Below are 19,655 nucleotides of genomic sequence, written 5' to 3'. Positions count from 1 at the left end.
GAGGATCAGAAAGCTTGTTTGAATCGATGTATTTCATCCGCAGATTATGCACGAATGCTAAGAAATCCGGAGTGCAAATATTAACCAAAAAGAAGATCGTTTTTTGATTTATGAAAGAGATCTAATGTGAAGGGATTTAAGGCAGGAATCATTGTCTTGGCTATAGGATTTAGCGTTCAGGCAAATGCAGATGAAACAAAGGGATATTATATTAAGGCTGCTATTGATCAGTCATTCAAGCCGCTCATGCAACAATATGATGTATTGGGAATGGCAGTCGGGGTGATTTATCAGGGAAAAAATCATGAATACTATTATGGCCTGCAATCTCATATCGACCATAAAGCTGTAAATCGGTAAACAATTTTTGAATTAGGTTCTGTAAGTAAAATCTTTACGGGCATTGCAGGGGGCTATGCCAAGAGTCAGAGCAAGCTTTCTTTTAATGATCATCCAGCTAAATATTGGCCTGATTTAAAGAATTCAGAAATCAACAAAGTCAGTTTGCTGGAATTAGCGACTTATACGAGTGGAAACTTACCTTTGCAATTTCCGGATCAGGTTAAGACTGATCAGCAAGTTTTAGAGTATTTCCAAAATTGGCAGGTTAAACATCCGCCTGGCCAATATCGGCAATATTCAAATCCCAGTATTGGCTTATTTGGTGAGTTAAGTGCAAGATCAATGAATGTTCCTTTTAGCGTATTGCTGGAACAGACGATTTTTCCAAAACTCAATTTAAAGAATACCTATCTCAATGTTCCGAAAGCACAAAGGGTTCATTATGCTTTTGGTTATGATCAGAACAATCATCCGGTGCGGGTAAACCCGGGAGCTCTGGATGCTCAGGCTTATGGGGTGAAATCTACACTTCCCGATATGCTGAAATTATTAGATACCAATCTGAATCTGAAAAAGAACAAGCCTGATATTAAACAAGCGCTTCTGGAAACTCATCATGGATATTTTAAGCTTGGGAAAATGACCCAAGCACTCGGTTGGGAGACTTTTTCATATCCGACGACACTCGATATTTTGCTGGTAAGTAATTCTGAAAAAGTCGTGATGCAAGCAAATCCAGTAGTCAAAAATACTGTTCAGGCAAAATCACAAGTTTTTCATAAAACTGGTTCAACCAATGGCTTTGGAACCTATGTACTGTTTATTCCAGAAGAAAATTTTGGACTGGTCATGCTGATGAATAAAAAAATTCCCAATGCAGAGCGAATCAAGGCAGCCTATCAAGTCTTTCAGACCATAAAAAACAGTTAAGTTTATTAAGCCTGAATAGAAGGAAATGTCTCATGATTTTTGAGCTAGGGTATTTCCTTCTTTTGAAAAGAGGTTGAGTCTTAAACTCTAACTGAAGTAAAAGCCTCCTAATTTCGAAGGTTTTTATTTTGTATCGATAAGAGTAGTAGATTTTATTGGTTGAGAAAATTTCATTCTATAAATTTTAAAATGAAATTTAATAATATTTAGGTTCAAAATAGGGTAAGCTTATTTAATTAAGATTGAATCAGATTAGATAGGTTTCAGGGCATTCATGTTAGAACTTCGTCATTTAAAAACCTTAGTCGCATTACGGGAACATGGTTCACTGGTTGCAGCAGCAGGAGATCTTTGTCTCACGCCTTCAGCTTTGTCCCATCAGCTTCGTGAATTGGATCAATGGTTCGGAGTCGAAATCGTCAATCGCCGTAGTCGCCCGGTCAGTTTTTCCAATGTCGGGCAGCGCTTGCTGAAGCTGGCAGATGATATTTTGCCTCAAGTCCATGTTGCACAGAGTGATATCATTCGCATTGTGCATGGGCAGACAGGACGGATTATTTTTTCTTCCGAATGCCATAGCTGTTTCGACTGGTTGATGCCTTTACTGAATCAATATCGTATTCAATATCCAGATGTAGATTTGGATTTCGCTTCAGGTTTTGAGGCTAATCCGCATGAACTGTTACAAACAGGGGAATTCGATCTGCTTATTACCGCTGATCCGATTGAACTAAAGGGCATAGAGTATTTCCCGATTTTTGAATATGAATCGCGCTTGGTGCTGTCGAATACCCATCCTTTAGTACGTGCCCAAAACATTAGCGTCCAAGAATTGGCGGAAGAAACACTGATTACTTATCCAGTGGACAAGCACCGTCTGGACATCATGTCACACCTGTTTATTCCAGCGAATATTTTACCTAAACAGATTCGCACCACCGACTTGACTCAAATGCTGATTCAACTGGTTGCCAGTGGTCGGGGAATTGCAGCCTTGCCAGATTGGGTAGTGAATGAATATGAACAAAAGGGCTGGGTGACTTCGCGCCGTTTGGAGTGTGTAGCACCTAAAGGATTACGTCGGACTTTATATGCAGGTTATCGAACTGAAGAAAAGCAGAAAGATTATTTCGAAGGATTTTTAAAGCAGCTTGATCGATTCTCTAAAAAGAGAACCACATATTATGATTAAGTGGTGATAAAGGTTTCCTCTCGACTCTTTAAAACTATTCTTTTTGATGACGCTTTCAGTCAATTAGATCAATAAATATACAATTCTAAAACAGGCTTATCTTAATTTTGGGTGAAAGATGGGAAGAGTAGGACTCAACTAGTAGATGAGATATTGAAGAGTTCTTAGGTAGTTTAAAACCTATTCTGAAAGAAGAGGTGAGATCATGAATATTGCAAAGAATACCATTTGTCTTTGGTACGATCATGATGCTGAAGAAGCCGCACGATTTTATGCAGAAATTTTTCCAAATTCATCTGTAGGTGCCATCGTTCTTGCACCTGGAGATTATCCCTCTGGTAAAGCAGGTGATGTCATCACAGTAGACTTTACCGTACTGGGTATTCCATGTATTGGTTTAAACGGAGGACCTGTATTTCAGCATAATGAATCTTTCTCATTTCAAGTCGCCACAGAAGATCAGGAAGAAACTGACCGCTATTGGAATGCGATCGTCAATAATGGTGGTCAGGAAAGTGAATGCGGATGGTGTAAGGATAAATGGGGAGTATCTTGGCAAATCATCCCTAAAGCTTTGCTTGAAGCATCATACAGTTCAGACCGTGGTGTTGCTAAAAGAGCTTTTGATGCCATGATGACCATGAAGAAAATTGATGTCGCTGCAATTGAAGCTGCCATCCGAGGCTAAGGCATGGTCTCGATATCAGTGATTAATGCCATGTATTTAGTTTAAGCGTTTGGCCTTATTACTTATATAAAGTGAGAGGTCATTGATAATAATCAGAAGTTCATCCTTTAAGGTATAGCCAGTGAGTTGCTTATGGCGGCCGCTGGCTAAAATCTATTTAAGCCTTCACAATAAATAATTTTTCTTTTTTAAAAATAAGTAAATAAAACTCGAAGATATCTCTGAAGGTGAAGATTCATATTTGAAATATTTGGCTTAATGTAAGATGATAAAATAGTAAGTGACTAAAATTTAAAATCTTATTTCATCTGCTAGAAGAACGAGAAAGACATGCCTCATTCCCGTCATCATGAAAAACACTATATACAACGTTCTGGCTGGTTGCGTGCCGCAGTGCTTGGTGCCAATGATGGAATTATTTCCGTGACCAGTCTGGTTGTCGGGATGGCAGCCAGTGGTGCTTCGTCACAAACACTTTTAATTGCTTGTGTTGCTGGCCTGATTTCTGGTGCAGCCTCGATGGCAGCTGGGGAATATATCTCGGTCAAGTCGCAACAGGATATTGAAAAAAATGATCTCGCCATGGAAGAGCGGGAATTAAATCTGCATCCCGTACATGAATTAAGAGAGCTGAAAAATATTTATATCAAGCGAGGTTTAGAAGATGATCTGGCCGAAGAAGTGGCAAAACAGCTTACTGCACATAATGCCTTGGATGCGCATGCACGTGATGAAATTGGGATTTTGGAACAGACAGCTGCGCGGCCATTTACGGCGGCATTTTCTTCAGCATCAGCATTTACTTTAGGTTCTTTATTTCCATTGGTATCCATTTTAGTTCTGCCTTCACATTTGCTAGATCAGGGCGTTATGCTGGTGGGAGTGCTTAGTCTGGGAATGATGGGAGCATTAGCCAGTTATGCGGGCGGTGGCAGTATGTGGAAAGGCGCACTGCGTGTCATGATTTGGGGCATCGTTGCCATGCTATTCAGTTTCTGGATTGGCTCTCTATTTAATGTTGCTACCACCTAATCATTTAAAAAATATGGAATAAATTTTTATTAATCTAGATATATCCGAAATTTAATTGAAGTAGATAATTTGAAATTAAAATTTTCCAAATTTAATTGTATTAGACACATTTAGATGCTTAATTAGCTAACTCATTTAAAAAATTTAAATTTTAACTACAAGTTTTTCTTTAATTAAAAATACTTAGTTTAATTATGTTCTTCCTTGCACTAAAGCTGTGCCAAAAGGTGCATTGAAGTGGCAATTTTAAAATCCAAATATAAATATGCTGAGGAAAATGAGAAAGAGCTTGATTTGCAGGCACTATAATTTAGAAAAAATATAAAAGTACCTCTCGATAAATAATATAAATACAAGTACTTATTCATAAAGTTATTTTGTTGGCACGCTTTGTGCTTAATAGAATGTGAGTCAAAGACGACTCTAAAGAAATTTGTAAGACGGCCAATGACGTCCGTTCTGATCGCATCTGGTGTGCAGCGATTCGCATAGCAGATAAGCCTATACGTTCAGTTCTGGAAGGAGATGGTGATGTCTTCAAATTTATATGAAAAGAAAGCAACAAAAATAAGTCTTTTGAATTTCAGCAGCGCAGCAATGAGAGCCTTCCATATGAGTTGGCTCGCGTTTTTTGTCTGCTTCTTTGCCTGGTTCGCCTGTGCACCACTGATGCCTGTGATTGCAGGTGAATTCAGCTTAACCAAAGATCAAATCGCTAATATCAATATTGCAGCAGTCGCGATCACCATTCTGGTTCGACTGATTGTCGGTCCACTATGTGACAAATATGGTCCACGAAAAACCTATACCGCATTACTGGTACTCGGCAGTATCCCGGTCTTTGGTGTGGCCTCTGCGAATAGCTATGAGTCCTTTCTGTTTTTCCGCTTACTGATTGGCGCCATTGGTGCCAGTTTCGTCATTACCCAATATCACACCAGCATCATGTTTGCGCCGAATGTGGTCGGTACAGCGAATGCGGCATCTGCAGGTTGGGGAAATGCCGGTGGTGGTGCAACTCAAGCCTTGATGCCCTTACTTCTAGCTGCGTTGGTGATGTTCGGTGTTGAACAGGCGATGGGCTGGAGAATTGCACTGATCGTTCCAGGCCTAATGATGGTGATCGTCGGTGCATTGTACTGGAAATTCACTCAGGACTGTCCACAAGGCAACTTTAAAGAACTGCGTGCAGCAGGAATCCAGGTAGGTAGCGAGAAAAAAGGTGGCATGGCAATTCTGATGCATGCTGCACGTAACTACCGTGTCTGGATTCTATTTGGCGCTTATGCGGCCTGTTTCGGTATCGAAATCTTCATTCATAACATCGTAGCCATGTACTACGTAGAAAACTTCAGCTTTGGTTTAAAAGAAGCAGGTATGACGGCCGGGATCTTCGGTCTGCTAGCACTATTTGCCCGTGCACTGGGTGGCATCGTTTCAGACAAAGTTGCCATCAAAAAAGGCCTGGACGGACGTACCAAAGTGCTGTTTGCCATGATCTTGATGGAAGGCTTATTCCTGATTTTATTCTCGCAAATGAACAGTGCCATGCTGGCCATCATCACAATGACTGTCTTCGCATTATTTACCCACATGGCATGTGGTGCAACGTATGCGCTGGTGCCATTTATTGACCGTGATGCCTTAGGTGGTGTGGCCGGCATTATCGGTGCAGGCGGTAACGTGGGTGCGGTCGCCGCAGGATTCTTACTTAAAGGCATGCTGGATATTCAAACCTGTCTGATGGCACTTGGCGGCCTGGTCGTGATTGCAGCAAGTTTTGTTCTGATGATTCGCTTCTCGGTTGAGCATAAGGCCAAAGAGCAAAAGCTATATGAAGAAGCTGTTCTTGAACGAAACAACCTGGCTTAAAACACAAGATACAAGATTTAGAAAATTTAGGAGAAGGAATATGAAACTGGTAATGATTGGCCATGGCATGGTAGGACACAAATTTATTGAATCTGTGCTTGAGCATGCGGGTGATGAGGTTGAAATCACTATTCTGGCAGAAGAGCCGCGTCTGGCTTATGACCGTGTACATTTAACTGAATATTTTAGCGGCAAATCTGCAAAAGATTTAACTTTATGTCGATCTGACTTTGCGGATGCGTATGGTATTGATCTGCGTTTAGGCACTAAAGCGGTTTCTATCAATCAGGTAACACGTACAGTAACCACCCAGCATGGTGAGGAACTGACCTATGACAAGCTGATTCTGGCAACGGGTTCTTATGCATTCGTTCCACCAATTCCGGGTAATGATCGTGAAAATTGCTTTGTTTACCGTACTATTGAAGATCTGGATGCCATTCGTGCAGCGAGCTTAAATGCCAAAACGGGTGTAGTCATTGGTGGTGGTCTGTTAGGTCTGGAAGCAGCTAAGGCAATACGTGACCTGAATCTGGAAACGCATGTGGTTGAATTTGCACCACGCCTGATGGCCGTTCAAATTGATGATCTAGGCGGTAAAGTATTACGCAGCAAAATCGAAGATCTAGGCGTTAAAGTCCATACCCAAAAAGCAACTTCGTCTATTGAAGACGGCGTAAATGCTAAACATGTGATGAAGTTTGGTGATGGTGCCGAGCTGGAAACTGACATCATTCTGTTCTCTGCAGGGATCCGTCCACGTGATGAGCTAGCACGTCAAAGTGGGCTGGCGATTGGTGAGCGCGGTGGTATCGTGATCAATGATTACTGCCAGACATCAAATCCGGACATTTACGCAATTGGTGAATGTGCGCTGTGGAATAACAAGATTTTTGGTCTGGTTGCGCCCGGCTACGACATGGCACGTATTGCTGCGAAACATGTACTTCAAGAAGAATGTGCCTCATTTACTGGCGCAGACATGAGCACCAAGTTGAAACTGATGGGTGTGGATGTTGCATCAGTTGGCGATGCACATGCCATGACACCAGGTTCACTGAGCTACTTCTATGCAGATGAAGCAGCGCAGATCTACAAAAAAATCGTAGTTAATGCTGAAAAAACCAAACTGCTCGGTGCAGTGCTGGTCGGTTGTGCCAAAGAATATAACGACCTGCTGCAAATGATGCTAAATGGTCTGGAAATCCCGGAAAATCCGGAAAGCCTGATCATGCCGGGCTTTGATCAAGCGACTGCAAAAGCAGGCGGTAGCGGTGTAGATCTGCTCCCAGACAGCGCAACGATCTGTTCATGTAATAACGTATCTAAAGCGGATATCTGTTCAGCGATTGCCGATGGTTCAACTTCACTAGGCGCTCTGAAAAAATGCACCAAAGCCGCTACTGCATGTGGTGGTTGTGCACCTTTAGTCACTCAAGTATTGAAGTCTGAACTGCAACGCCAAGGCGTGACAGTGAATAACCATCTGTGTGAACACTTTGCTTATTCACGCCAAGAGCTGTATCACCTGGTGCGCGTCAATGAGATCAAAACTTTTGATGACCTGATCCAGCAACATGGTCATGGTCTGGGCTGTGATATCTGTAAGCCAACAGTGGCCAATATTCTTGCATCTTGCTGGAACGACTTTGTCCTGAAACCAAGCCATGCCGGCCTGCAAGACAGTAACGACTACTACCTCGGTAACATTCAAAAAGATGGTACTTACTCTGTCGTTCCTCGTATGGCAGGTGGTGAAGTCACTCCAGATGGTCTGATCATCATTGGTCAAATTGCTAAAGAATATGGTCTGTACACCAAATTGACTGGCGGCCAGCGTGTCGATATGTTTGGTGCGCAACTGCATCAATTACCAGAAATCTGGGAAAAACTGATCAATGCCGGTTTTGAATCGGGGCATGCTTACGGTAAATCGCTGCGTACCGTGAAATCTTGTGTGGGTAGCACCTGGTGCCGCTATGGTGTGGATGATTCTGTGGGCTTGGCGATCTATCTGGAAAACCGCTACAAGGGCTTACGTTCTCCACACAAACTGAAAATGGCGGTATCTGGCTGTACTCGTGAATGTGCCGAAGCACAAAGCAAAGACGTCGGTGTGATTGCCACTGAAAAAGGCTGGAACCTGTATGTCTGCGGTAACGGCGGTATGAAACCACGCCACGCGGAACTGCTGGCATCAGATCTGGATACACAAACTCTAGTCCGCTATATCGACCGTTTCTTCATGTTCTATATCCAGACTGCAGACCGTCTGCAACGTACTTCAGTATGGCGCGACAATCTCGAAGGTGGCCTGGATTATCTGAAAGATGTCGTTGTGAATGACTCACTGGGTCTGGCAGCAGAACTCGAGCGTCGTATGGAGCATGTGGTGGGCACTTATCAGGATGAATGGCGTACTGCAGTTGAAGATCCAGAAGTCCGTAAACGTTTCAAAACCTTTATTAATGCCAAGGCTGAACAGCAAAACGATCCGCACGTTCAATTTACTGAAGTGCGCGGTCAGATCCGTCCAAAAACTGAAGCTGAACGCAATGCCAGCCGTATTCCGGTAGTTGAAGCCTGATTCAAAGAATAAAGGAGCAAGAATATGACAATTTTAAAAGATATGAATGAACTGAATTGGGTTGAAGTGTGTGCACTGGATGACATTACCCCAAATACTGGCGTAGCGGCATTGGTGGAAGATCAGCAAATTGCGATATTCCGTGTGGGCTCAGAAAAACGTGTTTATGCACTCAGTAACCAAGATCCATTTAGTAAAGCATTTGTGATGTCACGCGGTATCATTGGTGACCTGCAAGGCGAGCGTGTTGTCGCTTCACCAATTTACAAGCAACATTTCAGTCTGGCGACTGGCCGCTGTCTGGAAGATAAAGATCAAAAACTGCTGGTATTTCCAAACAAAATTGAAAATGGCAAGGTGTTCATTAGCCCAGTGCCACAAAAAACCTATATCACCAACAACGGTGTTTCACCGGAAAAAATGAAACTGGTACTGGTCGGTAATGGTCTGGCAGGCATGCGTTGTCTGGAAGACCTGCTGGATATGGCACCAGACCGTTATGAAATTACTGTGATTGGTGAAGAGCCGTGGGGTAACTACAACCGCATCATGCTGTCGCCAGTGCTTTCTGGCGAGAAAACCATTGATGACATCATGCTACATCCGCATGCATGGTATGCCGACAAAGGTATCCGTCTGGTTGCAGGTGATCCAGCGGTTCGTATCGATCGTCTGCGTAAGCAGGTTTATACCGAAAAAGGCGAAGTGATCAGTTATGACCGTTTAATTCTGGCGACGGGTTCCAAACCATTCGTTCCGCCAATTCCAGGTAGCGACTTAAAAGGTGTACTCAGCTTCCGCGACATCTATGATGTAAATACCATGCTGGACTACTGCAAAACCAAGAAAAATGCGGTGGTGATTGGTGGTGGTCTACTGGGTCTGGAAGCAGCTTACGGTCTGAAACAGCAAGGCATGAATGTCACAGTATTGCATCTGATGGATCGTATCATGGATCGTCAGCTGGACAGCAAAGCCAGTCAGATGCTGAAAACAGCGATTGAGCAGAAAGGTATCACCATCCTGACTGAAGCCAATACCGAATGCTTAATTGGTGAAGAAGGTCATGTGACCCAAGTGAAACTAAAAGATGGCACCGTGCTGGCTGCTGATTTGGTGGTCTTCGCAGTTGGTATTCGTCCAAATATCGCATTGGCGCAAAGTGCCGGTCTGCGTTGCAACCGTGGTGTGCTAGTGAATGACACCATGCAGACTTTTGACCCAAGTATTTATGCGATGGGTGAATGTATCGAGCACCGTGGTCAAACCTTTGGTCTGGTTGAACCACTTTGGGGCCAGGCGTTCATTTGTGCATCACATCTGGCCGAGCATGGCAGCCTGACCTTTAAATCGCCAACGGTTCCGACTCAGCTGAAAGTGAGTGGTTGTGATGTGTTCTCTGCAGGTGACTTCGAACCAAAAGATGATTTTGAAGATATCGTACTGAATGATGAAAAGCGTCAGATCTATAAACGCATTATTATTCAAAAGGATAAAGTCATTGGTGCGGTGCTGTTTGGTGATACGGAAGACGGTACCTGGTATGCCGAACTGATTGCAGATCAGACACCGATCACTTCGATTCGAAATAAACTGCTGTTTGGTCGGGATTTTGCATTAAAGAAAGCAGGGTAAAAAATCAATTTGTCATGGTGAAACCAAGATCCGCGGAAACGTCATCCGCAACTGTTTGAGCCAAGACAAAATATGAAAATGAATGTTTCTGCGACCTTTTTGATACATGCCGGATGAGGGCGAGTTTTGCGGATGACAATGGTTTTGCCTACTTTTCCCGAAAGAAAAGTAGGTCGAACCGAAGGTTGATCCAAATAAATGAGTTGCATTGAAAAGACACCGTTGTAATGAACCTTTTTTGAAAAGAATTAAATTGTGTTTCAACTCCTAAGGAGCATCCATGAACAGTATTCCCGTTGTGGAAATTGAAAGCTCCACAGAATTAAAAACTAAAACCACACAGACCACGTGCCCATATTGCGGCGTGGGTTGTGGTGTGACTGCACATGTAACGCCGACCACATCAGGTCCGAAAGTGACTGTTGAAGGCGATGCTAACCATCTTTCCAATTTCGGCAAGTTATGCATCAAAGGCAGTAATCTAGCAGATACTTTAGGATTGGAAACCCGTCTACTACAGCCAATGCTGGGTCGGAAAGATCAGCGTGAAGACACGAGTTGGGATACTGCAGTTTCGTCCATTGCCAATAAATTTCAGCAATGTATCGACCAGTATGGTCGTGACAGCATTGCCTTTTATGTCTCGGGTCAGCTGCTGACTGAAGACTATTATGTAGTGAACAAATTCGTCAAAGGCTATCTCGGTACTGCAAACATCGATACCAATTCACGTCTGTGTATGTCTTCAGCTGTTGCTGCACATAAACGAGCTTTCGGCGAAGATTTGGTTCCAGCCAGCTACGAAGATTTCGAACATACTGACATGGTGGTACTGGTCGGTTCCAATACCGCTTGGTGTCATCCAGTGCTGTATCAGCGCATTATGAAAGCCAAGGAACAGCGCGACCTGTTTGTGGTCGTGGTTGATCCGCGTTTTACCAGTACCTGTGAAGCAGCAGATCTACACCTACCAATTCTGCCAGGTCAGGATGTGGCACTGTTTAATGGCTTATTGCAGTACCTCTGGAAAAATAGTCACGCAGACCAAGAATTTATTGCTCAACATACACAAGGCTTGGAGCAAGCCTTAGTACAAAGTGAAGCTGAGTCTCCGATTCAAGAAGTTGCTCAACGTACCGGTATTGCAGTCGAGAAACTGCAAACTTTTTATCAGAAATTCGCTGAAACTGAAAAAGTTATGACCCTGTTTTCAATGGGGGTCAATCAGTCTTCGCAAGGGGTGAATAAAGCCAACAGCATTACCAATTGTCATCTATTAACAGGCAAAATTGGTAAATTGGGCGCAGCGCCATTTTCCATGACTGGTCAGCCAAATGCGATGGGCGGCCGTGAAGTCGGGGGGCTAGCCAATATGCTGGCTGCACATCTGGATTTAGAAAATCCGGGACATCAGCGGCTGGTACAAAATTTCTGGCAAAGTCCGTATATTGCTAAACAAGCAGGACTGAAAGCAGTTGATTTATTCCAGGCCGTTGAAAGTGGCAAGATCAAGGCGATCTGGATTATGGCCACCAATCCGGTGGTCAGCTTACCAGATGCAGATCAGGTCAAACGTGCGCTAGAAAGATGCGAATTCGTGGTGGTATCCGATATTTGCCAAGATACAGATACGACCCAATATGCCGATGTCTTGCTGCCTGCATTAGGCTGGGGAGAAAAAGATGGCACCGTGACCAATTCGGAACGTCGTATTTCACGTCAGCATGCATTTTTGGATGCACCGGGTGAAGCCAAAGCGGACTGGTGGGCCATTGCTCAAGTGGCAAAACACATGGGCTTTAATGGCTTCGATTTCCAGAATAGTTATGAAATCTTTAAGGAGCATGCAGGGCTTTCTGCCTATCAGAATGCCGAACTGCATAAACGTACAGACACCTCATATTTCCGTTATTTCAACCTGCAAGGCTTAAGTAATTTAACTGCACAAGAATATGACGAACTGGATCCAGTGCAGTGGCCAGTTTGGGATAAGCATCAAGATGCGAAATCTGTCACCCGGTTATTTGCTCAAGGCCAGTTCAGTCATGCGGATGGCAAAGCCAAGTTTATTGCCACCACAGCGATTGATCCGGTAAATCAGGTTTCCAGTGAGTATCCTTTAATTCTCAATACCGGCCGGATCCGGGATCAGTGGCACACCATGAGCCGTACCGGTCTCTCTGCCAATTTAAGTACCCATCGTGCTGAGCCGTATTGTGAAATTCATCCACATGATGCCTTGAAATATGGGATTCAGGATGGCGAACTGGTTGAAGTCAAATCACAGTGGGGCAATTGTGTCTTGCGTACGACTATTAGTGACAATATCCGCCGTGGACAGGTCTTTGCACCCATTCACTGGAATGATCAGGTCGCATCCGATGCGCGTATTGGCAAACTGGTGAATCCGGTAGTGGATGCTATTTCGGGTGAGCCAGAATTCAAGCATACTCCGGTTATCATCCATCCATTTTATAGCCAGTGGCAAGGCGTATTTTATGTGCGTCAAGGCTTTGAAAAAATCGTACAGCCGTCGATTGAAGCCACTGTGTGGTGGACTAAAATCACTACCAGCAAGGCAGTACGTTATGAACTGGCAGACCGGAAGAAATTTAGCTATACCACTGAGCATTTAAAAGAATTATTGCCATTTCAGGATGAAAGTTTTGAATGGCTGAATCTTGAAGATCAGACCGCCCATATCAGTCATAGCGTGATACTTCAGGATGGTCATGTGATTGCCAGCCTATATATTGCACCGAAGGCCTTATTGCCGGACCGTGACTGGGTGGCAAGTCTGTTTAAACGTGAACGTTTAAGTGCTATGCACCGTAAGGCTCTACTTGCCGGACAACCAATGTCGATGGCAAATAATGAAGGTCCACTGGTCTGTAGCTGTTTTAAAGTCGGTAAAAACCGCATCATTGAAACCATTAAAACTAAAAATATTACGGATGAAAAACAGGTGACCGCATGTTTAAAAGCCGGAGGGAATTGTGGTTCGTGTTTACCTGAAATCCGTGGCCTGATTAAAACATGTCAATTGGAGACGGTAGAATGAAAAAAGGAGCCGAGAGAGAAAATAATAAAACAGCCTATCCGCGTACTGATCTGGTGATCCTGGCGGGTGGACAGGCAAGACGCATGAATGGCATCAACAAACTGTTGCAGAAATTCGATGACCAGATTCAGCTGATCAAGATTCACCAACAGCTGAAATCGAATGTTGCACAGGTCTGGATTAACAGCCATCGCGACTATTCCATTTACCAGAAACTTATTCCCAGTGTTCATTATTATCAAGATGATGAGCCGGGCTTTCAGGGGCCGTTAATGGGCATGAAAAGTGCCTGGTCGCATGTGCAGTCGGATTATGTACTGTTTGTCCCTTGTGACCTAACTTATATTCCTTCCAAAGTATTGCTCAAGTTACACCAGGCTCTAGCCAAAAATAGTCTGGCTGAAGTGGCCTATGTGGAAATTAACGGCAAGCCACTTTATCCATTTTGTCTGGTCAAACGCAGCAGTCTGGCAACCCTGAACTTACATCTTGAACAGGAACAGCGCAGTCTTAAACACTGTTTTGCTGATTTGCACGCACAAGTGGCACGTTTTAAAAATCGTGCGCTATTTTTTCACAGTATTAACTCGCTGGATGAACTGCAACAGTATCAACAGCTCAAATTTCTGCACTAAAAACTGAATATTTTGCTTTTGGCACAAAGTTGGAACACTTATTGCAATTCTAATTATTACAAGATTGGGCGATTTGAGTTTCGCGCACCGCATGTGTGCAACAACCCGCCCAATGCCTGAAGATGGATGTTCAACATGAATATGATGACACAGCTTAAAAATGATGCCTTGTTTGTCGATCAGTTCGGTCGTGGCAAGCGCAAGCTAAGGATTTCAGTGACCGATCGCTGCAATTTCAAATGTGTTTATTGTATGCCTGAACATCCTGAATGGATGAAAAAACACGATCTGCTCAGTTTTGAAGAGCTGTATCAATTTTGCGATTTTATGGTGCGTCATGGCATCCAGTATATCCGCATTACTGGTGGTGAGCCGTTAATGCGTCAGGGCGTAGTGCATTTTGTTGAACAACTGCAAGCGCTGAAAAAGCTGGGACTACAACGCATTTCCATGACTACGAATGCGCATTACTTAAAACAATATGCACAGGCCTTAAAGCAGGCGGGACTGGATGACCTGAATATTAGTTTGGACAGTCTGGATGCTGATCAGTTTAAACAGCTGACTCAAAAAGATTTGGCACCTGTGCTGGAAGGAATTCAGGCAGCACAAGTCGCTGGATTACCGATTAAGATCAATACCGTGCTGATGCAGGGTATCAATGATGATCAGATCCTGCCATTGGCGCGCTGGTCAGTTCAGCAAAATATTGTCCTGCGCTTTATCGAATTTATGCCACTTGATGGTGATCACAATTGGTCTACTGAGCATGTAGTCAGTGAACAATACATTTTAGAAACTTTGGCGACTGAATTTACGCTCACTCAAAAAACTAATAATTCTGCCCAATCAGCTTCGGAACCCGCACGCCAGTATCTGATTGATGGCCATCCGATTGGAATTATTTCAACCATTACCAATTCATTTTGTGGCAGCTGTGACCGCTTGCGATTGACTGCACAAGGTGAATTTTATAACTGCCTGTTTGCACCTCAAGGCTTGAATCTTAAAAAGGAAATCAAATCACTAAATTCATCTGTCGCTCTAAGTGAGTTGAATTTGTATGGTGCTTTATCCCGATATATCTGGAACAAAGAACAGGGCTTTCATGCCATAGAGCAGCGTTTAAAAAATCAAAGTATGAATCAAAACAGCCGCAAAATTAGTATGCACATGATAGGAGGCTAAGATGTCACAGATCAGAATCAGAATTGAAGCCTTCGGTGCGGTAGAGCGACAGTTACCGCAAGATCTCGAAATTATCTGCAAATCTCAAAGTACCGTATCTGAAGTTTTGAATCAGGTGGGACAAGATTATCCTGATGCATTTGGCATGATTGAACGCTGTGCCTGTGCCATTGGTGAAGACATCATTTCACGTCAGACACCTCTTAATGCTGACAGTACTTTGGTGCTGTTGTCACCTGTCGCAGGAGGCTGAAATGAGCGAATTCAAGCAATTTTCTAGGATTCAAGATACTACTTTAGATCTGGAAAGTTTTGATCCGATCCAGTCTTTTCCTGAATGTGGTGGAGTTGGAGTATTTATTGGAACGGTACGCAATCACCATGAAGGTAAAGCAGTCAAGGCACTGAAATATACGGCCTATGCACCTGTTGCAGAAAAAATGATTCGCCAGATTGAACAGGAAATCCAGGCCAAATACGGCGTGTCCTATGTGCGGGTGATTCATCGAATTGGGGCATTAGATATTGGTGAAAAAGCCATTATTGCAATTGCTTATGCTGCACATCGACATGAGGCTTTTGCTGCTTGTGAGGAAGCAGTAGAGCGGGTCAAACATGAGGTGCCAGTCTGGAAAGAAGAGTTTTATATGGATGGCAGCAGTCAATATGTTGAGGGATGTTGTATCCGTAAAGATGTAGAAACTGCTCACATGCATCATCATCCAAAACATTCAGATGAGACGCATCAACATTGTCATCATGCCAAAGAGAATACACCATTCATCTATCAATGGCCGATATAAGTCAGAACAGACACACGTTTTAAGAAGAAATGAACTATAGGAACATGCAATGAAAAATGTCGGGATGAAAGCAGAAAGTTATCGGACTGCAGTAGCTACAGGGATTCTGCATGCACCGCCACATTGCATTGAGTTATTACGAAATGGCAATACGGAAAAAGGTGATGCTCTAAAGACAGCTCGCATCGCCGGAATCTTAGGGGCTAAACGAACCGATGAACTGATTCCACTTTGTCATCCCTTACCAATTTATCGTGCAGATGTGGAATATGAACTGTTTGATGCACATGTCGAAATTATTGCCACAGTAGAGACTATTGGTCCAACTGGTGTGGAAATGGAAGCCTTGACTGCCGTTAGTCTGGCTGGATTAACCCTCTATGACATGCTCAAACCACATTGTGAACCGGAAGACTTATGTCTGGATCAATGTAAATTGCAAAAGAAAAAAGGCGGTAAATCGCATTTTACCCGTGTCTTAAAAGAAGCCTTGCCAGCATCCATCATTGTGCTTTCAGATACAGTCGCTGCCGGTAAAAAACCGGATACAGCAGGGCAAAATGTCCTGGAAATATTACAAGAAGCCAATTTTGAAAATATTGCCTATCAGGTAATTCCAGATGATCCTGAACAGTTATTGGCATTGGTTCATCAACAGAAAAATGACTATCCATTGATCCTGACTGTAGGTGGAACAGGCTTAGGTCCTAAAGATCTAACAGTTGAAACTTTACAGCCTTTACTGAAACGGGAAATTCCTGGACTCATGGAAGCTTCACGCAGTTTCGGCCAGAAACGCACGCCGTATGCAGCTTTAAGTCGTGGCGTTGCGGGCTATATTGATAACAGTTTGGTAATGACTTTACCGGGCAGCCGACAAGGGGCTAAAGAATCTTTAATTGCTGTACTACCAGCGTTGGTACATTTATTTGATGTGCAGAAAAATATTCCACATCAAGGTGGTTATCAATAATGTCTGGATGCGGAGCAGACCATGGTCTGATTACAGTAGATCAGGCTTTAGAATTGATTTTGCAGCATACTCAAGTGTTAGCAACTGAACGACTGAAGTTGAATCAGGCCCTGAATCGTTATCTGGCAGAAGATATTTATTCTGGGATTAATTTACCGTTATTTTCGCAAAGTGCCGTAGATGGTTATGCACTGTGTACCCAAGCTGCAATTGAACCAGAAAGTGAGTTTCAGCTTATCGGTGAAATTCGGGCAGGGCAACAGGATGAGCTGCAACTTCAGGATGGTCAGGCAGTCAGGATTTTTACCGGCGCTAAAATTCCGCTTGGGACTACTACGGTCGCACGTCAGGAAATCGTTCAAGCAATTGATTTATCCAGAATCAAAATTACGGAACAGCTTAAAATTCATGCCGATATTCGGGATGTGGGCGAAGAAATTTCAGTCGGGCAATTATTGGCCAATAAAGGTCAGCAGCTGTCAGTCGGTGCAATTGCCTCTTTAAGCATGGCGGGGATCAATACTGTTAAGGTTTTTCAATATCCTAAAGTGGCTGTGGTCATTACAGGTGATGAAGTTGCTGAAAGTATCGAGGATTTTGCAGCGGGTAAAATTTTTGATGCCAACGGTCCCCTGATTGAAGCCTGGTTTCAGCAAGCTGGGCAGCAGGTTGAGATTTTTCATGTTGCAGATACTGAAGCGGCAGTATGGGATCTCATTCAAGAATTATCAGCAAGCCATGACCTGATTTTAACCACGGGCGGTGTATCTGTCGGAGATTATGATTTCATTCGGCCTGTAGCACTAAATTTAGGTTTCGACCAGATATTCTGGAAAGTAAAACAGAAGCCGGGCAAGCCGATGTTCTTTGCCCAGCTACAGCGCAATGATAGTTCACATTGTTATCTGCTGGGTTTGCCGGGCAATCCCGCAGCAGTGTATGTGGGCATGCAGATCTACACCGCAACTTTATTAAATGCCTTACAAGGACACAAATCTCAGCCGAACTGGTTTAATGCTGTACTCACCCATGATCTGAAAATGAATGCCAGAGAGCGCTTTTTAAGAATGTCTGCCAGCTTTGAGCAGTCGGTTTTACGAGTTAAAAGTCTGTCTAAGCAGCAATCACATATGCTGAGCAATCTCATGCAGGCCAATTGTCTGGTTCGCATTCCGGCAGGAAAAAGCCTGAAAGAAGGGGATCTTGTTCAAGGCTTATTTATTCACTGATAAGGGTAGATGCACATGAAAAAATCTCTGTTTTTATCCATGTGCATTGCCATGATGTTTTCCTCAGTCCATGCAGGAACAGTGAAGGTTTACGCCGCAGCGAGTCTAAATAATGCTGTGACCGAAATTTCCAGGATTTACCAAGCCCAACATCCACAAACTAAGATTATTTCCGTATTTGGTGCATCTTCTGCTTTAGCCAAACAGATCGAAGCAGGAGCTAGTAGTGATCTATACTTTTCAGCTGATCAGGATTGGATGAATTATCTGGTACACAAGAAACTTATAAATTCCAGTTCAGTTCATCCCATCCTGTTAAATCAGTTAGTGGCGATCAGCCCGAAACATCTGAATATTCATTTTAAACCCCAGTCCAGTTTTAATTTTGCCCAGTCCTTTAAAGGTTATGTATGTACCGGGCAAATGGAATCAGTGCCTGCCGGAAAATATACCAAGCAAAGTCTGACCAAACTGAACTGGTTAAATGGCTTAAAAGGACGAATTGTTGGAACGGATGATGTGCGCTCGGCTTTGGCTTTTGTCGAACGTGGCGAGTGTGAAGTTGGGATTGTCTATAAAACTGATGCCTTGATCAGCCGAAAAGTAAAAATCATCGGTACTTTCCCAGCAAATTTACATAGTCCGATTATTTATCCTTTAGCTTTGACATGGCAAGGCGCACAGAATAAAGAAGCAGTGCAATTTGAACAATTTATACAAAAAAGTGCGCAGGCTAAAGCCATCTTTCAAAAATATGGATTTAGGCTGAACCCCTAGACAATGGCTGGAGAAATAACTGCAAGATGTTAAGTCCAGAAGAACTCAGTGCGCTCTACCTGTCTGCCAAGGTGGCCAGCTTTGCGACCTTATTCTGTTTACCTTTTGCAGTAGCATTGGCTTGGGTTTTGGCCAGATATGAATTTCGGCTTAAGTTTCTGGTCGAAGCATGTTTGCAATTGCCGATGGTGCTGCCACCTGTGGTTTTGGGTTATCTGCTTCTGATACTGTTTGGTAATCAAGGCATGATTGGCCAATATCTCAATACACTCGGGCTACAACTGTCATTTAACTGGAAAGGGGCGGTATTGGCCTCGATGATTGTGGCATTTCCGCTGATGGTGCAACCGATCCGTTTGTCATTTCAGCTCATGAATCAGCAACTCGAACATATCGCAGGTTCATTGGGAGCAGCACCGTGGAAAGTGTTTTGGAGTATCAATTTACCTCTGGCGATTCCCGGTATGCTGATTGGCAGCATCTTATGTTTTAGCCGCAGTCTGGGTGAATTTGGCGCCACCATTACTTTTGTAGGCAATATACCGGATGAAACCCGCACTATTCCCATCGCAATTTATTCCTTATTGCAACAACCGAATGGTGAAGAAATGGCGATGCGTTTGGTAACTTTATCTATTTTCTTGGCATTTACAGCCTTAATTGCCAATTATTTTATTTTGCAAAACTATCAACGGAAATTGGGAGGCTGAA

At 43.4% G+C, this 19,655-nt stretch carries 15 protein-coding genes and 1 pseudogene; all 16 read left to right on the top strand.

The genetic code is table 11. From position 1 onward, the window contains the following. Positions 1 to 126: 126 nt before the first annotated feature. The 16 genes and pseudogenes from ampC to modB all read left to right on the top strand — a co-directional run bounded on the left by ampC (position 127) and on the right by modB (position 19,654). A pseudogene (gene ampC / locus FTU03_RS12625) lies at positions 127 to 1,272 on the top strand (class C beta-lactamase). A gap of 274 nt (positions 1,273 to 1,546) precedes the next feature. Further along, positions 1,547 to 2,464, top strand: coding sequence for a LysR family transcriptional regulator (locus FTU03_RS12620; RefSeq protein ID WP_179993148.1), 918 nt, complete (start codon positions 1,547 to 1,549; stop codon positions 2,462 to 2,464). A 205-nt stretch (positions 2,465 to 2,669) separates the two neighbouring features. Next, the gene (locus FTU03_RS12615; protein ID WP_179993149.1) at positions 2,670 to 3,152 is read left to right on the top strand and encodes a VOC family protein; all 483 of its coding nucleotides are present in this window, start codon (positions 2,670 to 2,672) and stop codon (positions 3,150 to 3,152) included. Positions 3,153 to 3,482: 330 nt separating this feature from the next. Further along, a complete protein-coding gene (locus tag FTU03_RS12610) occupies positions 3,483 to 4,184 on the top strand; it encodes a VIT family protein (protein ID WP_179993150.1) in 702 nt (233 codons plus the stop codon). A 531-nt stretch (positions 4,185 to 4,715) separates the two neighbouring features. Next, entirely contained in the window at positions 4,716 to 6,056 is a 1,341-nt protein-coding gene (locus FTU03_RS12605; RefSeq protein WP_004783163.1) for an MFS transporter, read from the top strand. 40 nt (positions 6,057 to 6,096) lie between these two features. Beyond that, positions 6,097 to 8,643, top strand: coding sequence for a nitrite reductase large subunit NirB (gene nirB, locus FTU03_RS12600; protein ID WP_218949863.1), 2,547 nt, complete (start codon positions 6,097 to 6,099; stop codon positions 8,641 to 8,643). 24 nt (positions 8,644 to 8,667) lie between these two features. Continuing rightward, positions 8,668 to 10,278, top strand: a complete 1,611-nt coding sequence (gene nirD, locus FTU03_RS12595; protein WP_179993151.1) for a nitrite reductase small subunit NirD — start codon at positions 8,668 to 8,670, stop codon at positions 10,276 to 10,278. Between the two features lie 280 nt (positions 10,279 to 10,558). Further along, positions 10,559 to 13,339 (top strand): nitrate reductase, encoded by a 2,781-nt coding sequence (locus FTU03_RS12590; protein WP_179993152.1) that lies wholly within the window; start codon positions 10,559 to 10,561, stop codon positions 13,337 to 13,339. Continuing rightward, complete coding sequence (locus FTU03_RS12585; RefSeq protein ID WP_179993153.1) at positions 13,336 to 13,974, top strand: molybdenum cofactor guanylyltransferase; 639 nt, start codon at positions 13,336 to 13,338, stop codon at positions 13,972 to 13,974. Before FTU03_RS12590 ends, FTU03_RS12585 begins: the two co-directional genes overlap by 4 nt. 135 nt (positions 13,975 to 14,109) lie before the next feature. Further along, a complete protein-coding gene (gene moaA, locus FTU03_RS12580; RefSeq protein WP_179993154.1) occupies positions 14,110 to 15,162 on the top strand; it encodes a GTP 3',8-cyclase MoaA in 1,053 nt (350 codons plus the stop codon). A gap of 1 nt (position 15,163) precedes the next feature. Further along, on the top strand, positions 15,164 to 15,415 hold the full coding sequence (locus FTU03_RS12575; RefSeq protein WP_005234437.1) for a MoaD/ThiS family protein: 252 nt from the start codon (positions 15,164 to 15,166) through the stop codon (positions 15,413 to 15,415). 1 nt (position 15,416) lies between these two features. Next, positions 15,417 to 15,965, top strand: a complete 549-nt coding sequence (locus FTU03_RS12570) for a molybdenum cofactor biosynthesis protein MoaE (RefSeq protein ID WP_179993155.1) — start codon at positions 15,417 to 15,419, stop codon at positions 15,963 to 15,965. Positions 15,966 to 16,014: 49 nt separating this feature from the next. Next, positions 16,015 to 16,938, top strand: coding sequence for a bifunctional molybdenum cofactor biosynthesis protein MoaC/MoaB (moaCB, locus tag FTU03_RS12565; RefSeq protein WP_179993156.1), 924 nt, complete (start codon positions 16,015 to 16,017; stop codon positions 16,936 to 16,938). Further along, on the top strand, positions 16,938 to 18,167 hold the full coding sequence (locus tag FTU03_RS12560; protein WP_179993157.1) for a molybdopterin molybdotransferase MoeA: 1,230 nt from the start codon (positions 16,938 to 16,940) through the stop codon (positions 18,165 to 18,167). The genes moaCB and FTU03_RS12560 overlap by 1 nt, the downstream gene beginning before the upstream one ends. A 15-nt stretch (positions 18,168 to 18,182) precedes the next feature. After that, entirely contained in the window at positions 18,183 to 18,944 is a 762-nt protein-coding gene (gene modA, locus FTU03_RS12555) for a molybdate ABC transporter substrate-binding protein (protein ID WP_179993158.1), read from the top strand. 26 nt (positions 18,945 to 18,970) lie between these two features. Beyond that, positions 18,971 to 19,654, top strand: coding sequence for a molybdate ABC transporter permease subunit (gene modB, locus FTU03_RS12550; protein ID WP_179993159.1), 684 nt, complete (start codon positions 18,971 to 18,973; stop codon positions 19,652 to 19,654). Position 19,655: the final 1 nt, after the last annotated feature.

It is taken from the genome of Acinetobacter sp. YH12046, from assembly GCF_013419905.1.
Lineage (GTDB): Bacteria > Pseudomonadota > Gammaproteobacteria > Pseudomonadales > Moraxellaceae > Acinetobacter.
Note: the sequence above shows the minus strand (reverse complement) of the source record. Positions and strands in the feature narration are given on the sequence as shown.